At 67.4% G+C, this 14,656-nt stretch carries 12 protein-coding genes and 1 riboswitch; of the genes, 10 read left to right on the top strand and 2 right to left on the bottom strand.

Going from position 1 to position 14,656, the window contains the following annotated elements:
- Positions 1-3: 3 nt before the first annotated feature.
- Positions 4-786, top strand: coding sequence for a type III pantothenate kinase (locus tag ACIBQ1_RS25700; protein WP_397281326.1), 783 nt, complete (start codon positions 4-6; stop codon positions 784-786).
- Between the two features lie 64 nt (positions 787-850).
- On the opposite strand, the gene ACIBQ1_RS25695 is transcribed toward ACIBQ1_RS25700, so the two are convergent.
- A complete protein-coding gene (locus tag ACIBQ1_RS25695; protein WP_397281324.1) occupies positions 851-1,333 on the bottom strand; it encodes a hypothetical protein in 483 nt (160 codons plus the stop codon).
- 147 nt (positions 1,334-1,480) lie between these two features.
- Here ACIBQ1_RS25695 and lysX point away from each other — a divergent pair, with 147 nt between their 5' ends.
- From lysX to ACIBQ1_RS25680, 3 genes are all read left to right on the top strand, one after another.
- Positions 1,481-2,962, top strand: a complete 1,482-nt coding sequence (gene lysX, locus ACIBQ1_RS25690) for a bifunctional lysylphosphatidylglycerol synthetase/lysine--tRNA ligase LysX (RefSeq protein ID WP_397281322.1) — start codon at positions 1,481-1,483, stop codon at positions 2,960-2,962.
- A 117-nt stretch (positions 2,963-3,079) separates the two neighbouring features.
- The gene (locus tag ACIBQ1_RS25685; RefSeq protein WP_397281320.1) at positions 3,080-3,481 is read left to right on the top strand and encodes a winged helix-turn-helix transcriptional regulator; all 402 of its coding nucleotides are present in this window, start codon (positions 3,080-3,082) and stop codon (positions 3,479-3,481) included.
- A 662-nt stretch (positions 3,482-4,143) separates the two neighbouring features.
- Complete coding sequence (locus tag ACIBQ1_RS25680) at positions 4,144-4,356, top strand: LuxR C-terminal-related transcriptional regulator (protein ID WP_043615366.1); 213 nt, start codon at positions 4,144-4,146, stop codon at positions 4,354-4,356.
- A 25-nt stretch (positions 4,357-4,381) separates the two neighbouring features.
- On the opposite strand, the gene ACIBQ1_RS25675 is transcribed toward ACIBQ1_RS25680, so the two are convergent.
- The gene (locus ACIBQ1_RS25675) at positions 4,382-5,332 is read right to left on the bottom strand and encodes a C40 family peptidase (protein ID WP_397281318.1); all 951 of its coding nucleotides are present in this window, start codon (positions 5,330-5,332) and stop codon (positions 4,382-4,384) included.
- Between the two features lie 95 nt (positions 5,333-5,427).
- A riboswitch (cyclic di-AMP (ydaO/yuaA leader) is annotated at positions 5,428-5,577 on the bottom strand.
- 275 nt (positions 5,578-5,852) lie between these two features.
- Here ACIBQ1_RS25675 and ACIBQ1_RS25670 point away from each other — a divergent pair.
- From ACIBQ1_RS25670 to ACIBQ1_RS25645, 6 genes are all read left to right on the top strand, one after another.
- Complete coding sequence (locus tag ACIBQ1_RS25670) at positions 5,853-6,422, top strand: amino-acid N-acetyltransferase (protein ID WP_355366221.1); 570 nt, start codon at positions 5,853-5,855, stop codon at positions 6,420-6,422.
- Positions 6,423-6,507: 85 nt separating this feature from the next.
- Positions 6,508-7,962: an RDD family protein gene (locus tag ACIBQ1_RS25665; protein ID WP_397281316.1), complete on the top strand. Its 1,455-nt coding sequence runs from the start codon at positions 6,508-6,510 to the stop codon at positions 7,960-7,962.
- Between the two features lie 110 nt (positions 7,963-8,072).
- Positions 8,073-8,561, top strand: coding sequence for an RDD family protein (locus ACIBQ1_RS25660; protein ID WP_397281314.1), 489 nt, complete (start codon positions 8,073-8,075; stop codon positions 8,559-8,561).
- 515 nt (positions 8,562-9,076) lie between these two features.
- Entirely contained in the window at positions 9,077-9,409 is a 333-nt protein-coding gene (locus tag ACIBQ1_RS25655) for an Lsr2 family protein (protein ID WP_355366212.1), read from the top strand.
- A 1,084-nt stretch (positions 9,410-10,493) separates the two neighbouring features.
- Positions 10,494-12,995: an ATP-dependent Clp protease ATP-binding subunit gene (locus tag ACIBQ1_RS25650; RefSeq protein ID WP_355366209.1), complete on the top strand. Its 2,502-nt coding sequence runs from the start codon at positions 10,494-10,496 to the stop codon at positions 12,993-12,995.
- Positions 12,996-13,660: 665 nt separating this feature from the next.
- On the top strand, positions 13,661-14,599 hold the full coding sequence (locus ACIBQ1_RS25645; protein ID WP_397281311.1) for a sugar phosphate isomerase/epimerase family protein: 939 nt from the start codon (positions 13,661-13,663) through the stop codon (positions 14,597-14,599).
- Positions 14,600-14,656 lie beyond the last annotated feature (57 nt).

The raw sequence follows: 14,656 nt of genomic DNA, 5'->3' as shown, positions 1-14,656 counted from the left end.
TTGATGCTGCTCACGATCGACGTCGGTAACACACACACGGTGCTCGGGCTGTTCGAGGGCGAGGACGTCATCGAGCACTGGCGGCTGGCCACCGACGCCCGCCGCACCGCCGACGAGATCGCGGTCGTCCTCCAGGGGCTGCTGGCACAGTCGCCGCTGCTCAAGGGGGCCGACATCGACGGCATCGCCATCTGTTCCACCGTTCCGAGCGTGCTCAACGAGATGCGCGAGATGTGCCGCCGCTACTACGGCGACGTGACGGCGGTGATCGTGGAGCCGGGCATCCGCACCGGGGTGCCCGTACGCATGGACAACCCCAAGGAGGTCGGCAGCGACCGCATCGTGAACGCGCTGGCGGCCATCGACCAGTACGGCGGCCCCTGCGTCATCGTCGACTTCGGCACCGCGACCTCGTTCGACGCGGTGTCGGCCAAGGGCGAGTACATCGGCGCGGTGACCGCTCCCGGCATCGAGATCTCGGTCGACGCGCTGGCCGCCGCCGGGGCCCAGCTGCACAAGGTGGAGCTGGTCAGGCCGCGCTCGGTGATCGCCAAGAACACGGTCGAGGCCCTGCAGGCCGGCATCATCTACGGCTTCGCGGGCCAGGTGGACGGGATCGTGGAGCGGATGGTGGCCGAGCTGGCCGACGACCCCGACGAGGTGACGGTGGTGGCCACGGGCGGCCACGCGGCGCTGGTGGTGGGCGAGTCGCGCTCCATCGACGTGCACGAGCCGTGGCTGACGCTCATCGGCCTGCGCCTGATCTACAACAGGAACACCGCCTGACCGGCATGAAGAAAGCGGCCCCCCGCTCGGGTGGGAGGCCGCCTGCGCGTCCGGGGACGACTCGTCACTCGCTCTCGGCGGTGTAGAGGTAGGACCAGGGGCCGCACTTCGTGGGGTAGTTGCTGTACTGGCCGATCTGGCAGACCTTCACCCGCACGCTGCTGACGTCGTTCTCCGAGAAGCTGAACTTCTTGTAGCCGGGGAAGCCGCAGTACTTCTTGGAGTAGACCGGGGACCAGTCGTCGTCGAAGTCGCTGGCCTCGAACTTCACGAACGCGCACTTGCCGCCCTCGTCCTCGTCGCGGTCGTCCAGGTCGTAGAGCCGGCCCCTGACGGTGGCCTCGTTCGACTCGCCGTCCTCGTCCCAGCTGACGCCGATCCAGCCCTGCGACTTGGCCAGGCCGTTCTTGGCGTAGACGGGGCCCCAGTAGTCGGAGGAGTCGTGGTCGTAGGCGGCCGTGCTGGCGTTGGCGGCGGAAGGCAGCGACAGGGCCAGAGCGCTGGTGGCGGCGACGGCGAGGAAGCCTGTCGCGATCTTCTTGAACATCGTCTCTCCTTGAGCTCCCCTTGGACCGGCTCCGTACCGGTTCCCCCCTTGAGCTCGTGAGATATTGATAAGAGAGGGCTCTTGCAGAGGTCCTGCAGCGCGCCGACGAACCCTTGCAGGTCGCCATATCCCCTACCCTTTGATGTTGTGAGCGACGAACTTCCCGAGCAGATGCGCATCCGGAGGGAGAAGCTCGACCGCCTTCGCAGCGAGGGCGTCGACCCTTACCCGGTGAATTTCCCCCGTACGGCCACCAATGCCGAGGTCAGGGAGAAATACCAGGGCCTGGAGCCCGACACCGCCACCGGCGACACGGTCGCGGTCGCGGGGCGCGTCATGCTCAACCGCGTGGGCGGCAAGCTCTGCTTCGCCACGCTCCGCGACGGCGGCGCCGACCTGCAGGTCATGATCTCGCTCGACAAGGTGGGCGAGGAGTCGCTGGCCGCGTGGAAGCGCGACGTCGACCTGGGCGACCACGTGGGCGTGATCGGCGAGGTCATCACCTCGCGGCGCGGCGAGCTGTCCATCCTCGCCGACAGCTGGCAGATCACCGCCAAGTGCCTGCGCCCGCTGCCGGAGAAGCACGTCGGGCTCACCGACCCGGAGGCCCGCGTCCGCCAGCGCTACGTCGACCTCATCGTCAACGACGAGTCGCGCAAGATGGCCCGCCTCCGCAGCGCCACGGTGCGCGCGGTGCGCGACTTCTGGCACGAGGAGGGCTACCTCGAGGTCGAGACGCCCATGCTGCAGCCCATCCACGGCGGCGCGGCGGCCCGGCCCTTCAAGACCCACATCAACGCCTACGACATGGAGCTCTACCTTCGCATCGCGATCGAGCTCTACCTCAAGCGGCTCGTGGTCGGGGGCATCGAGAAGGTCTTCGAGATCAACCGCAACTTCCGCAACGAAGGCGCCGACTCCACGCACAACCCCGAGTTCACGATGCTCGAGGCGTACGGCACCTACCTCGACTACAACGACATGGCCGACCTGACCCAGCGGATGTACCAGAAGGCCGTGGTGGCCGCCCTGGACACCACGGTGGTCGTCCACGACGGGGTGGAGGTCGACCTGGGGATCGCCCGGTGGCCGCGCATCACCCTGTTCGGCGCGGTGTCCGAGGCCGTGGGCGAGGAGATCACCACCTCGACCTCCCTGGAGGAGCTGCGCAAGATCGCCGACCGGCGCGAGATCCACTGGGACCCGAAGTGGGGCTCGGGCAAGCTGGTGCAGGAGATCTTCGAGGCCCTGGTGGAGCACACGCTCGTCCAGCCCACGTTCGTCATGGACTACCCGCTGGAGACCTCGCCGCTGACCCGCCAGCACCGGGACAACCCGCTGCTGACGGAGAAGTGGGACCTGATCGGCTTCGGCACGGAGCTGGGCACCGCCTACTCGGAGCTGATCGACCCGATCGAGCAGCGCCGCCGCCTGATGGAGCAGTCCCTCCTGGCCGCCGGGGGCGACCCCGAGGCGATGCAGCTGGACGAGGACTTCCTTCAGGCCCTTGAGTACGCGATGCCGCCGACGGGGGGCATGGGCGCGGGGATCGACCGGATGATCATGGCCTTCACCGGCAAGAACATCCGCGACACCATCCTCTTCCCCCTGGTCAAGCCCACCCACTGACCCACGCCCGGCTCGCGCGTGCGGCGGCGCCCCCAACCGGCCCGCCGCACGCCCCCGCCCTCCCCTTTCCGGGGAGTTACCCTCTCGGAGTAAGCAGGGGTGGAAAGGGGCGATCGGGTGGCCACGAAGACGGCGGCGGAGCGGCGCGACGAGGCCAGGCAGACCTTCGACGCGTACTTCGCCCAATGCCCTTCCAGGAAGCTGCTCGACACCCTCAGCGACAAATGGGTCACCCTCCTGCTCACCGCGCTCTCGGAGCGTCCGCGCCGCTACGGCGACCTGTCCAGGCGCATCGCGGGCGTCAGCCAGAAGATGCTCACGCAGACCCTGCGCGGCCTGGAGCGCGACGGCCTGGTCTCGCGCACGCTCACCCCCTCGGTGCCGGTACGCGTGGACTACGCGCTCACCCCGCTGGGCGAGAGCCTGATGCCGCTGGTGGCCGCGATCAAGAGCTGGGCCGAGACGCACATCGGGGACGTCGAGGCCGCCAGGGACCGCTACGACTCCGCCAACGGCTGAGTGATCACCGCTGTCGGGAATCCGGCTTCTGGGCCGCCCGGTTTCCGATCCGAAGACGCTTGTAAGCATCGCGTCAAGGTCGCGCAGGCAGGCCCCGCTCCGCCTCCGGGAGCGTCCGCGGCGCCTCGTCCGCCTCTGTGATCGCCTCATTGCACGCCGCGTACGGGCACCCGGAAACGAGGTCGCACGGCCCGGCCAACCGGGCGGGCCACCCGCCGGGCGCCGGCCCGCCGGTCGAGACCCCCGGCGGCAATTGTCCTGCGGGATTGATCAAATTGGCTTAACCGGCCGCCTGACCTGGGTGGGCGGATCGTGTGGCGGTGCCGTACAAAGCGAGCGATTGGTGGCTTGTCGCGCGCCGGAAAGATCGCGTCACGGACGCGCTCCCCGCGATATCGAGCTTATCGATCATGCGGAATATCCATACCGTACTGATCGAAAACCGGAAGGCTGGTCAGGGCCATTCCGGAGGGCCCAATGTGATCACTCACCGTCCTGACATATCGCGAGTGCGTCATATATAGCGGATCATGTCAATAGCGCTCGTCAAGTGCGGCGATTGTCGAGCTTGACGACCTTTCCAGGATGCGTTTACCGTCTGCGAGGAGCGGCTTTGGCCCATCTGTGAGGTCCAAGTTCTGCTGTTGGGGGGAGGGCTCCCGATGGATGTGCTCACTGAAGGCGTTGAGCTCAGCCATGCTGATTTGGCGCTGCTGGCGGAGCTGGCCAAGGGAGTCACGGTTGATCGAGTGGGGCGGCGGCTGGATATCAGCGGGCGCACGGTACGCCGCAGGTTGCGGGGCATCTGCGACCGCATAGGCGTGGCCACCGCGATCGAGGCCGTGGCCTGGGCAGCCCGCCGCCAGCTGATCTAGCCGCGGCGGACCGCCGGGGTGCGGCTCAGTCGGCGATGCGCACCGCGCCGGCGAACGGCCGCCTCGCGATCGACGCGATCCGTACGACGTCGCCCGTCTGCGGGGCGTGCACCATCATGCCCCCGCCGATGTAGATGCCCACGTGGTGCAGGTCGCTGTAGAAGAACACCAGGTCGCCCGGCCGGAGTTCCTCGCGCGAGATGTGCCTGCCGGCGGTCCACTGGTCGCCGGTGTAGTGCGGGAGCGAGATGCCCACCCGCTGGAAGGCCGCCATGACGAGCCCGGAGCAGTCGTAGGAGCTGGGGCCCTCGGCGCCCCAGACGTACGGCTTGAGCTGCTGCGTGAGCGCCCACCGCGCGGCCTCGGCCGCCTTGCCGGAGCCCGGGATCGGGAGGTTGACGCGCACGGCCCGCGTGCCGGGGCGCCCGGCCTCGCCCAGAGCCCGCGTGAACAGGCTGCTCTCGACCTTCGCCACCAGCTTGGTGATCCTGTCGCGCTTGGAGTCGATGTCGGTGACGAGCTGCTGGACCTCGGCTATGCGTGCCTTGGCGCTCTCCCTGGCGCGGGTGGCCGTGTCCATGGCCCTGGTGAGGGCGTTGATCTCCTCGCCCTGCTCGGCCTGCATCGCGTACGAGGTCGCGGCGCGGTTGAGGAAGCCTTCGGGGTCGTCGGAGGTGGTGAAGGCGAGGGTCTTCAGGCCGCCGGTGATGTAGGCGTTCTGGGCCAGCATGGCGGCTTTCGCGCGCTTGGCGGCCAGATCCGACTCGCTGCTCGTTAACGTCTTCTCCGCGGCCTCGGCGGCCTTCTTGGCGGTCTTGAGCTTCTCCCGCTGGCCGTTGTACTGCTCGCTCAGCGTCTCGATGTCGGTGTGCAGCTTCGTGGCCTGGTCGGCGAGATCCTTCAGCGTGGGCTTGGGGTCAGCGGACGCCGAACCGACGGGGATGGCGAACAGCAGCGCGGCGACTGTGAGACTCACCACACCGAAGCGGCGCGGTCGCCGAGCCCGTTCCGAAGGGCGGGCGTGCTTGCCCGCCGACTTCCCCCCACCGCTGAGCGTGCGCTTCACCAACCAGCTCCTCTCGTAGACGCCTACCGGGTTAGCTGACGGGTTCGGGCCGGAGCAGCCCTACCGAGAGGCTCGGATTCACCCCAGTGGTGGCGTCGGAGGTCGCCACCGGCGGTTCCCCGGCTTCCCTTGCGAGAATTGGGCGTGCCTCCCGCGCGATACGCGGGGGCATTGTCGCTGGACACTAATGCACTCCGGGTTCCTGCTCAACCAGAACTGCCAAGTCCGTAGAGGTTTCACAACCGAAGGGTCACAAGGTGATCTCGTGGACAGCCGTGCGGAAGAGGTCCTATGCCCTCTTTGTCCGCGCTTTCGATGGGCGGGAGTCGGCGGCGAGGGCCCGCGCCCATCTGGCCACAAGATGTAACAAGATGGGCCGAGACATGGGAGTTAGGGCTGAGCCGTAATGAGATCTGTACCCTGGAGAACCATGGAGCAGGTGGCCGAACTGACAGTGCCCGAGACCGCGGTGGTGGTCCGGCGTGCCCGCACGCGCGACGTGCGCATGGTCAGGCGCCTGGTGGACACCTATGCGGGTGCGGGGCCTCGGCTCCTGGAAAAGGCCACGGTGACCCTGTACGAGGACGTACAGGAGTTCTGGGTGGCCGAGCGGGGCGGGCAGGTCGTCGGCTGCGGCGCGCTCCACGTGCTCTGGGAGGACCTCGCCGAGGTCCGCACGGTGGCCGTGGATCCCGAGTGCCGGGGGATGGGCGTCGGCCACCGGATCGTCTCCGCACTGATCCAGCAGGCTAAGGATTTGGGTCTGCGGCGTGTATTCTGTCTTACTTTTGAGGTCGACTTCTTCGCGAGACTGGGGTTCCGCCCGATTCAGGGCACACCTGTTTCCCCTGAGGTGTACGCCGAACTGCTGGCCTCGTACGACGAGGGTGTGGCGGAGTTTTTGGATCTTGAACACGTCAAGCCGAACACACTCGGCAACACCCGCATGCTGCTCCACCTGACATCGGGTGACGCGGACCTTGACCAGATGGAAAGGTGATTGTTGATACCTATGTCGATACGTTGGGCAGCACAGGCATGTGTCCTGACACGTGCCACATGCGCACTCGAAGCGAGGTGACACGGTGAGTACCGGACAGCCGCCGTATCCACAGAACGAATCCGGCGACAACTCTGCGCCCCCCCAGTACGGGCAGCAGAACCCGGGCCGCCACCCCGGCGAGCCCGACCCGGACGCGACTGTGATCGGCTACCGGGCGGACGATGCCTACGGGCAGCAGCCCCCGTACGGTCAGCAGGGCTATGGCCAGCAACAGCAGTACGGCCAGCAGCAGCAGTACGGTCAGCAACCCCAGTACGGGCAGCAGCAGCAATACGGCCAGCAGCCCCAGTACGGCCAGCAGCAGCAGTCCCAGCCCGACTACGGCCAGCAGGGCTATGGCCAGCAGCAGGCGTCCCAGCCTGACTACGGCCAGCAGGGCTACGGTCAGCAGCAGGCCTCGCAGCCTGACTACGGCCAGCAGTACGGGCAGCAGCCGCAGTCGGGCCAGCAGGGCTATGGCCAGCAGTACGGCCAGCAGCAGCAGTCCCAGCCCGGTTACGGCCAGCAGCAGCAGTCCCAGCCCGGTTACGGCCAGCAGGGCTACGGCCAGCAGCAGGCGTCCCAGCAGGGCTACGGGCAGCAGGGCTACGGCCAGCAGCAGCCCTCGGGCCAGTACGGCCAGCAGCCCCAGTCGCAGCCGGACTACGGTCAGCAGCAGTACGGCCAGCAGCCGCAGTCCCAGCCGGACTACGGCCAGCAGCAGTACGGCCAGCAGCCGCAGTCCCAGCCGGACTACGGCCAGCAGCAGTACGGCCAGCAACCCCAATCCCAGCCCGACTACGGCCAGCAGGGCCAGTACGGGCAGCAGGGCTACGGCCAGCAGTCCCAGCCCGGCTACGCCCAGCAGGGCTACGGCGACCAGCAGTACGGCCAGCAGCAGTACGGGCAGGCGCAGCAGTACGGCCAGCCCGGCTACGGCCAGGCCTACGGTCAGCCCGGCCCCGTGGGCGTGCAGCCGCCCGGCGCGCCGGCCCCGCTGGCGGAGTGGTGGCAGCGTCTGGTGGCCAGGCTCATCGACGGGGTCATCCTCTTCGTCGTGAACCTCGTCATCAGCGGCATCCTGACGGCGATCCTCGTGGCCAGCTACGTCTCGGGCAGCGGCGCCAGCAGCGGCTTCTTCTCGAGCGTGGTCGTGGGCATCCTGATCACGATCATCGTGACCGCCCTATGGGTCGGTTACGACTTCTTCCTGCTGAAGGCGAAGGGCCAGACCGTCGGCAAGATGGTCATGGGCATCAAGGTCGTCCCCGTGGGCCAGGCCCTGTCGCCGGGCGGCCTGCCGACCGATGCGGCGCTCAAGCGGGCCGGCGTGACGTGGGGTGGCTACGCGCTCGGCGCCATCCCGCTGGGCTTCCTCAGCTCGCTGCTCGCCTACGCGGCCGTGGCCGTCAACGGCGCCTCGCAGCTCTGGGACAAGCCGCTGCAGCAGACGTTCGCGGACAAGGTCGCCAACACCGTGGTGGTGAAGATCAAGTAGTCCAAGCGTCAGGTAAAAGCAGGGGCCGGCTTCGTGCCGGTCCCTGTTTTGTGTGCGGGGGCCGTACCAAAATGGGGAGCCTGGGCCGCTGATGACGCGAGGTGGGGGTTATGGCCGGGTCGCCGCCGCGGGCGGACGCGCCGCCCGCGGAATGGTGGGAACGGCTCGCCGCCCGGGCGATTGAAGCGTTCGTCTTCGGAGTGTTCTATTACATTCTGTTCATCGCGCTGTGGGGCATCTTCCGAACTGTCGGGATGCTGGAGGCGTTCGACGGGCGGCTGCCCGGGGTGTTCGCGTGGCTGGTGGCGGGGCTGGCTTATACGGGCTACGACTGGTCGGCCCATTACCGGCGCGGCAGGACGTTCGGCAAGGCGATCATGGGGATTCGCCTGGCACCGGCCCACGTCTCCGCCTGGGCGCTGCTCAAACGGTCCCTGGTCTATCCGGGCCCTGTCATGCTCATGGGCATTCCCGTGGTCAATCTGCTCGCCGGAATGCTCCTGTTCTGCGTGGGGCTGCTCATCCTGATCGACAAGCCCCTGGAGCGCGGTCCGCACGACAGGCTGGCCGGAACACGTGTGGTAAAAGATCTTCGCTGACCCATCCGTGCCTGGCAGGACGCCAATTCCAAAAATTTTCTCTTGATCCGGTAAGGAGCCTGGAGAGACTGGCATTAGGCTATGGGGCGTCCGGGTTGCCGGATGTTGGTGCCCCGCGAGGCGCAGGGCATCTGTGCGCCGCTATGGTCGGGTGCGAACGGTAGTCACCCAGCGCGCCGTGAGGGCCGCAGCGCTCCTCCCGGGCGCGCTCCCATCCGCATAATGCGCCCCCCAAACCCCGCTAGCCGTGGAGGCGAGGACGAATGGAAGCCCTTACAGACGTATTGTCAGCGCTCATCCCCCCTGTGGTGGTGGGCGGCGCCTTCATCTTTGGCGTAGTGAAGTTGGTCCGGTCCGAGGCCCTGGGCGGCCGCCGAAACCGCGAGGATCAGGCCGAGAGCCAGAACTGATCGGCTAGTCAGCCGAATCCCCGCTGCGCTGAATTGTCTCCGCGCCTTTCCGGGTATATGTTTGGGCAGGCGAATGAAACAATGCTCCGCGAAAGGATTGCGTAGATGGCCAAGCAGATCCAGGAGATTCTCATCGATGACCTCGATGGGGGCGAGGCCAATGAGACGGTCAGCTTCGCTATTGACGGCTCGTCCTATGAGATTGACCTCAGCGACCTTAACGCGAAGAAGCTGAGGGACGCGCTCACGCCTTTCGTGCAGCACGCGCGCAGGGCGGGCGCCATCTCCACGCGTCGCCGCGGTCGCGGCGGCAGCAGGGCGATGAGCCGCGAGAAGAGCTCGGAGATCCGGCAGTGGGCCAAGGCCCACGGCCTGCCGGTCAGCGAGCGCGGGCGGATCGCCTCCACGGTCGTCGAGAAGTACGAAGCGGCTCACTGAGCGAGTCAACGATCGACCATGCGCTTATGCCGTTCGCCTAGGACCCCGGCGGCCGCCATAAGCGCATGATCGTTATCCGGGCCCGGAACTCGAAAGCCGGACGTCCGGATGGTGATCTTCCATGCGCACATATGCGGGCGTTTTGGCTGCATGTTCCGGCTCCGTCCCGGGCGCTGTTTCGGCGGCGGGCGTCCACATATGTGATGGCGCCGCAGTCGCGCGCCGAAAGCCGTGTGGGGCGGTCATGCCCCATTCAACGTACGCTCGCGTCCGTACGTCATGAGCGTTCCTCCGCGCTCATGGAACGCGCCATAGCGGAAAACCCGGCGCCGTATAGCCTTGGAGCGATCTACGGACGGCGCCGCGTGTATACCGGTGATCTCACCGAGCGTAAACCCGTGACCGGCTCCCGGGTAAAGCCGTGACGGAGGGGATGCACGGAGGCGGGCAATACCGCGGGCGCCGGGATCCCCGTCGGCGGGCAAAACCCGCGAACCCGAGCACGGCTCGGACAATCCCCGTTCCCCGGCATCTGCGCACAATGCCGTGTCTTCTCAACTGCGTAGAAGTTGCTCGAATCCCGCGCGCCCTGCGGGGCGTGGTCTCATCATGCGAGATGAAGTTGGTAACCGGGCTGACCGGATACAAGATTCGCCCGGTGCGCCGCCTGTGCCGCGTTGTGCTCAGGGCGTAGGACGGGCGTTTGGACGGTGGCCCTCCGCTACGTAGGATGATTACGTAACGATACGGACGCGGCATCTGGGATGTGCGGGCGAAGTGGCGCCCCAACGCCGACTCCGCCCGGGCGCGTCCGATGGCCGATCCGTGTGTATCGCATGCGCCGCAGGGGCGATTTTCGACGCTTCCGCGAAGCGTCCTAAACATCGTTCGCTTGCGGCGTATCGGGAACACGTCACCCCCGAACAGTAGTTGGATGGAGGGTGAACGCCCTGCTCTCGGGGAACGTCTCTGCTATAGAGCGTGTCAGTGGCAGTGGGCACGGTTCGCCGAGCCAGGGCTAGCATGCGGGATGACGGGCCCGGATTTACCGGACCTGACTGACCGCTCTGTGAGGAGCGACGAGATGTTCGAGAGGTTCACCGACCGAGCGAGGCGTGTTGTCGTCTTGGCCCAAGAAGAGGCCAGGATGCTCAACCACAACTACATCGGCACTGAGCACATTCTTCTTGGCTTGATCCATGAAGGTGAGGGCGTGGCCGCCAAGGCTCTGGAGAGCCTTGGGATCAGCCTTGAGGGTGTGCGCCAGCAGGTCGAGGAGATCATCGGCCAGGGCCAGTCGGCTCCGTCGGGGCACATTCCGTTCACCCCGCGGGCCAAGAAGGTCCTCGAGCTGTCGCTCCGTGAGGCTTTGCAGCTGGGTCACAACTACATCGGCACCGAGCACATCCTGCTCGGGCTCATCCGCGAGGGTGAGGGTGTGGCCGCCCAGGTGCTGGTCAAGCTTGGAGCTGATCTCAACCGTGTGCGGCAGCAGGTCATCCAGTTGCTCCACGGTTACCAGGGCAAGGAGCCGGCCGCGGCAGGCGGCCCGCAGGAGTCGGCCCCGTCGACCTCCCTGGTGCTCGACCAGTTCGGCCGCAACCTGACCCAGGCGGCCCGCGAGGGCAAGCTGGATCCGGTCATCGGCCGTGAGAAGGAGATCGAGCGGGTCATGCAGGTCCTCTCCCGGAGGACCAAGAACAACCCGGTTCTCATCGGCGAGCCCGGCGTCGGCAAGACCGCCGTCGTCGAGGGCCTGTCGCAGAAGATCGTCAGGGGCGAGGTGCCCGAGACGCTGAAGGACAAGCAGCTCTACACGCTTGACCTCGGCGCCCTGGTCGCCGGCTCCCGCTACCGCGGTGACTTCGAGGAGCGCCTGAAGAAGGTGCTCAAGGAGATCCGCACGCGCGGCGACATCATCCTGTTCATCGACGAGCTGCACACGCTCGTCGGCGCGGGCGCCGCGGAGGGCGCGATCGACGCGGCCAGCATCCTCAAGCCCATGCTGGCGCGCGGCGAGCTGCAGACGATCGGCGCGACCACGCTCGACGAGTACCGCAAGTACCTCGAGAAGGACGCGGCGCTGGAGCGCCGGTTCCAGCCGATCCAGGTGGCCGAGCCCTCGCTCAGCCACACGATCGAGATCCTCAAGGGTCTGCGCGACCGCTACGAGGCGCACCACCGCGTGTCCATCACCGACGACGCGCTGGTGGCCGCCGCGCAGCTGGCCGACCGCTACATCAGCGACCGCTACCTTCCCGACAAGGCCATCGACCTCATCGACGAGGCCGGCTCCCGGATGCGCATCCGCAGGATGACCGCTCCGCCGGACCTGCGCGAATACGACGAGAAGATCGCCAACGTCCGCCGCGACAAGGAGTCCGCGATCGACGCGCAGGACTTCGAGAAGGCGGCTGCCCTCCGCGACCAGGAGAAGCAGCTCCAGCTCAAGCGCGAGCGGCGGGAGAAGGAGTGGAAGGCCGGCGACATGGACGTCGTGGCCGAGGTCACCCAGGAGCTCATCGCAGAGGTTCTGGCGACCGCCACCGGCATCCCGGTCTTCAAGCTGACCGAGGAGGAGTCGCAGCGCCTGCTCCGCATGGAGGACGAGCTCCACAAGCGGATCATCGGCCAGGACGACGCCATCAAGGGCCTGTCGCGGTCCATCCGGCGCACCCGCGCCGGTCTGAAGGACCCGCGCCGTCCCGGCGGCTCGTTCATCTTCGCGGGCCCCTCCGGTGTCGGTAAGACCGAGCTGTCCAAGGCTCTGGCGGAGTTCCTCTTCGGCGACGAAGACGCTCTGATCAGCCTGGACATGTCGGAGTTCATGGAGAAGCACACCGTCTCCAGGCTGTTCGGCTCGCCTCCCGGCTACGTCGGCTACGAGGAGGGCGGTCAGCTCACCGAGAAGGTGCGGCGCAAGCCGTTCTCCGTGGTCCTCTTCGACGAGATCGAGAAGGCCCACCCCGACATCTTCAACTCGCTGCTGCAGATCCTGGAAGACGGTCGCCTGACCGACGCCCAGGGCCGCGTGGTCGACTTCAAGAACACGGTCATCATCATGACCACCAACCTCGGCACCCGCGACATCTCCAAGGGCATCGGGGTCGGGTTCGCGAAGTCGAATGACGCCGACTCCAACTACGACCGGATGAAGTCCAAGGTGCAGGAGGAGCTCAAGCAGCACTTCCGGCCCGAGTTCCTCAACCGTGTCGACGACATCGTGGTCTTCCACCAGCTCACGCCGAAGGAGATCATCCAGATCGTGGATCTGATGCTCACCCAGGTGGACAGCAGGCTGAAGGACCGCGACATGGGGCTCGACGTCTCGCCCGAGGCCAAGCAGCTGCTGGCCGACCGGGGCTACGACCCGGTCATGGGCGCCCGTCCGCTGCGCCGTACGATCCAGCGCGAGCTCGAAGACTCGCTGTCGGAGAAGATCCTGTACGGCGAGCTCCGGCCGGGGCAGGTCGTCAAGGTGACCATCGAGGGTGAGGGCGACAACGCCAAGTTCATCTTCAAGGGCGAGTCCGCCTCCAAGGTCCCCGACTCGGCCGCCGCCATCGCGGCTCCGATCCAGCACTGACGGATCCCGAAAGCCCCCGTGTGAATCCCTCACACGGGGGCTTTTCGCATGCCCGCATGCCTTGGGTGCGGGGGTGCGGGGGTGCGGGGGTGCGGGGGTGCGGGGGTGCGGGGTGCGGGGGTGCGGGGGCGCCTCTTGGCGTCAGGGAGGCGCTGAGCGGCTCCTGCTTCTCTTGGGGATCGCGTTGCGGCTTCGGCGCCCCGCCCGCCCGGTGTGCGCGTCTCCGTGACGTCGGGGGTGGCGTCCTTGTTGCTTCGTCCGCCTGGCGTTCCCGGGACTTCACGGCGCGGTAGGCCTTTTGCCCGTATGACGCCCGCATGGCCCACGGCGACCGGGTAAGGTCGGCAGTCGCCTCGGCCCTTCGCCTGGCCGGCGTCCCCTTGCGCCGCATGTCCCGGCGGTGGCCTCACTCGGTCGTTGCGTAATTGTTGAAGTACCGGGTGTGCCGCCACCGCGAGTAGTACTACAATGTGTAGAGCTTCTCCGAAGTCGCATCCAAGCGAATCACAAGATCGTGTTCTTAGGCTGAGGCCTGCTCCCTGGGGAGTAGTGCGAAATCAACTCAGGGCGGACGCGCGACCTCCGAACGAGCAGCCATGCTCACAAGGGTCAGCAACGTCCGAGGCGGGCGAAGGAACACAAAGAGCAAGCCGTGGAGGAAACCGATGCGCCTGCGTCACGATGACGGAACGCTCGTTCACCTCGCCTACAACGCGGGCATCCACCCTGCCGAGGACCTGGAGAACCTGATCGCCCACCTGACCCGCTACGCGGTTCCGGTGCGCAAGCGGCTGGGCGTGGAGCGGATGGGCATCGGGTTGTGGCTCTCGCCGACCGTTGCCGACCACCTCACGGCCGACCGCATCGAGCTCGTACGGCTGCGCCGCTCCCTGGAGGAGCGCGGCCTGGAGGTCGTGAGCCTCAACGGCACCGGCGGCCGCAACCAGGAGGTCCCCGGCCCCGACTGGGCCAAGCCCGAGCGCTACCGCTACACCATGGCCCTGGCCAAGATCCTGGCGTTCCTGCTGCCGGAGGACGTGCGGTTCGGGAGCATCTCGACGATCCCGATCGGGTGGCGCCGCGACTGGCCCGCCGACCTGCACTCGATCGCCACCCGCCGGCTGGAGCGCCTGGCGCGCGAGCTGCGCGGCATCTACAGCGTGACGGGGAAGACCATCAGGGTCGGGTTCGAGCCGTGGCCCGGGTGCGTGCTGGAGACCACCGAGCAGGCTCTTGAGCGGGTGGGCGGCATCGACTCCGAGCACCTGGGCGTGTGCCTGGACGCCTGCCACCTCGCCTGCGGGGCCGAGGAGCCGGGCGCGGCCCTGAAGGGGCTGGCCAAGGCCGGTGCGCCGGTGGTCAAGCTGGGGCACGTGCACAACCACACGGGGGAGACGCCGAGCACGGGGGCCGTGCTGCACGACACGCTGACCGCGATGCTGTCGGGCGCGGTGAGCGGCAGCGCGCACATCGAGGTCGAGACGCACAACCTGACCGTTCCCGGGCGTGCCAAGGGGCCGGGGGCCCTGGTGTCGCTGCTGGCCGAAGAGCTGGCCTGGGCCCGTACGAACCTGACCAGCCTGGGCCTCCAGCTGGCCGCCTGAGCCCCGCCCAGGCGCCGCCTCCGAGGCTCTCAACCGCCTGGGCGCCGCGCCTGGGCC

It is taken from the genome of Nonomuraea sp. NPDC050153, assembly GCF_044460125.1.
Taxonomy (GTDB): domain Bacteria; phylum Actinomycetota; class Actinomycetes; order Streptosporangiales; family Streptosporangiaceae; genus Nonomuraea.
This window is presented reverse-complemented; position numbering and strand designations above follow the sequence as displayed.

Excerpts from the sequence above, each read along its gene's own strand:
- ACIBQ1_RS25700 (WP_397281326.1), top strand. The coding sequence starts at position 4 with ATGCTGCTCACGATCGACGTCGGTAACACACACACGGTGCTCGGGCTG.
- ACIBQ1_RS25695 (WP_397281324.1), bottom strand. The coding sequence starts at position 1,333 with ATGTTCAAGAAGATCGCGACAGGCTTCCTCGCCGTCGCCGCCACCAGC.
- ACIBQ1_RS25680 (WP_043615366.1), top strand. The coding sequence starts at position 4,144 with ATGGATGTGCTCACTGAAGGCGTTGAGCTCAGCCATGCTGATTTGGCG.
- ACIBQ1_RS25670 (WP_355366221.1), top strand. The coding sequence starts at position 5,853 with ATGGAGCAGGTGGCCGAACTGACAGTGCCCGAGACCGCGGTGGTGGTC.
- ACIBQ1_RS25660 (WP_397281314.1), top strand. The coding sequence starts at position 8,073 with ATGGCCGGGTCGCCGCCGCGGGCGGACGCGCCGCCCGCGGAATGGTGG.
- ACIBQ1_RS25655 (WP_355366212.1), top strand. The coding sequence starts at position 9,077 with ATGGCCAAGCAGATCCAGGAGATTCTCATCGATGACCTCGATGGGGGC.
- ACIBQ1_RS25650 (WP_355366209.1), top strand. The coding sequence starts at position 10,494 with ATGTTCGAGAGGTTCACCGACCGAGCGAGGCGTGTTGTCGTCTTGGCC.
- ACIBQ1_RS25645 (WP_397281311.1), top strand. The coding sequence starts at position 13,661 with ATGCGCCTGCGTCACGATGACGGAACGCTCGTTCACCTCGCCTACAAC.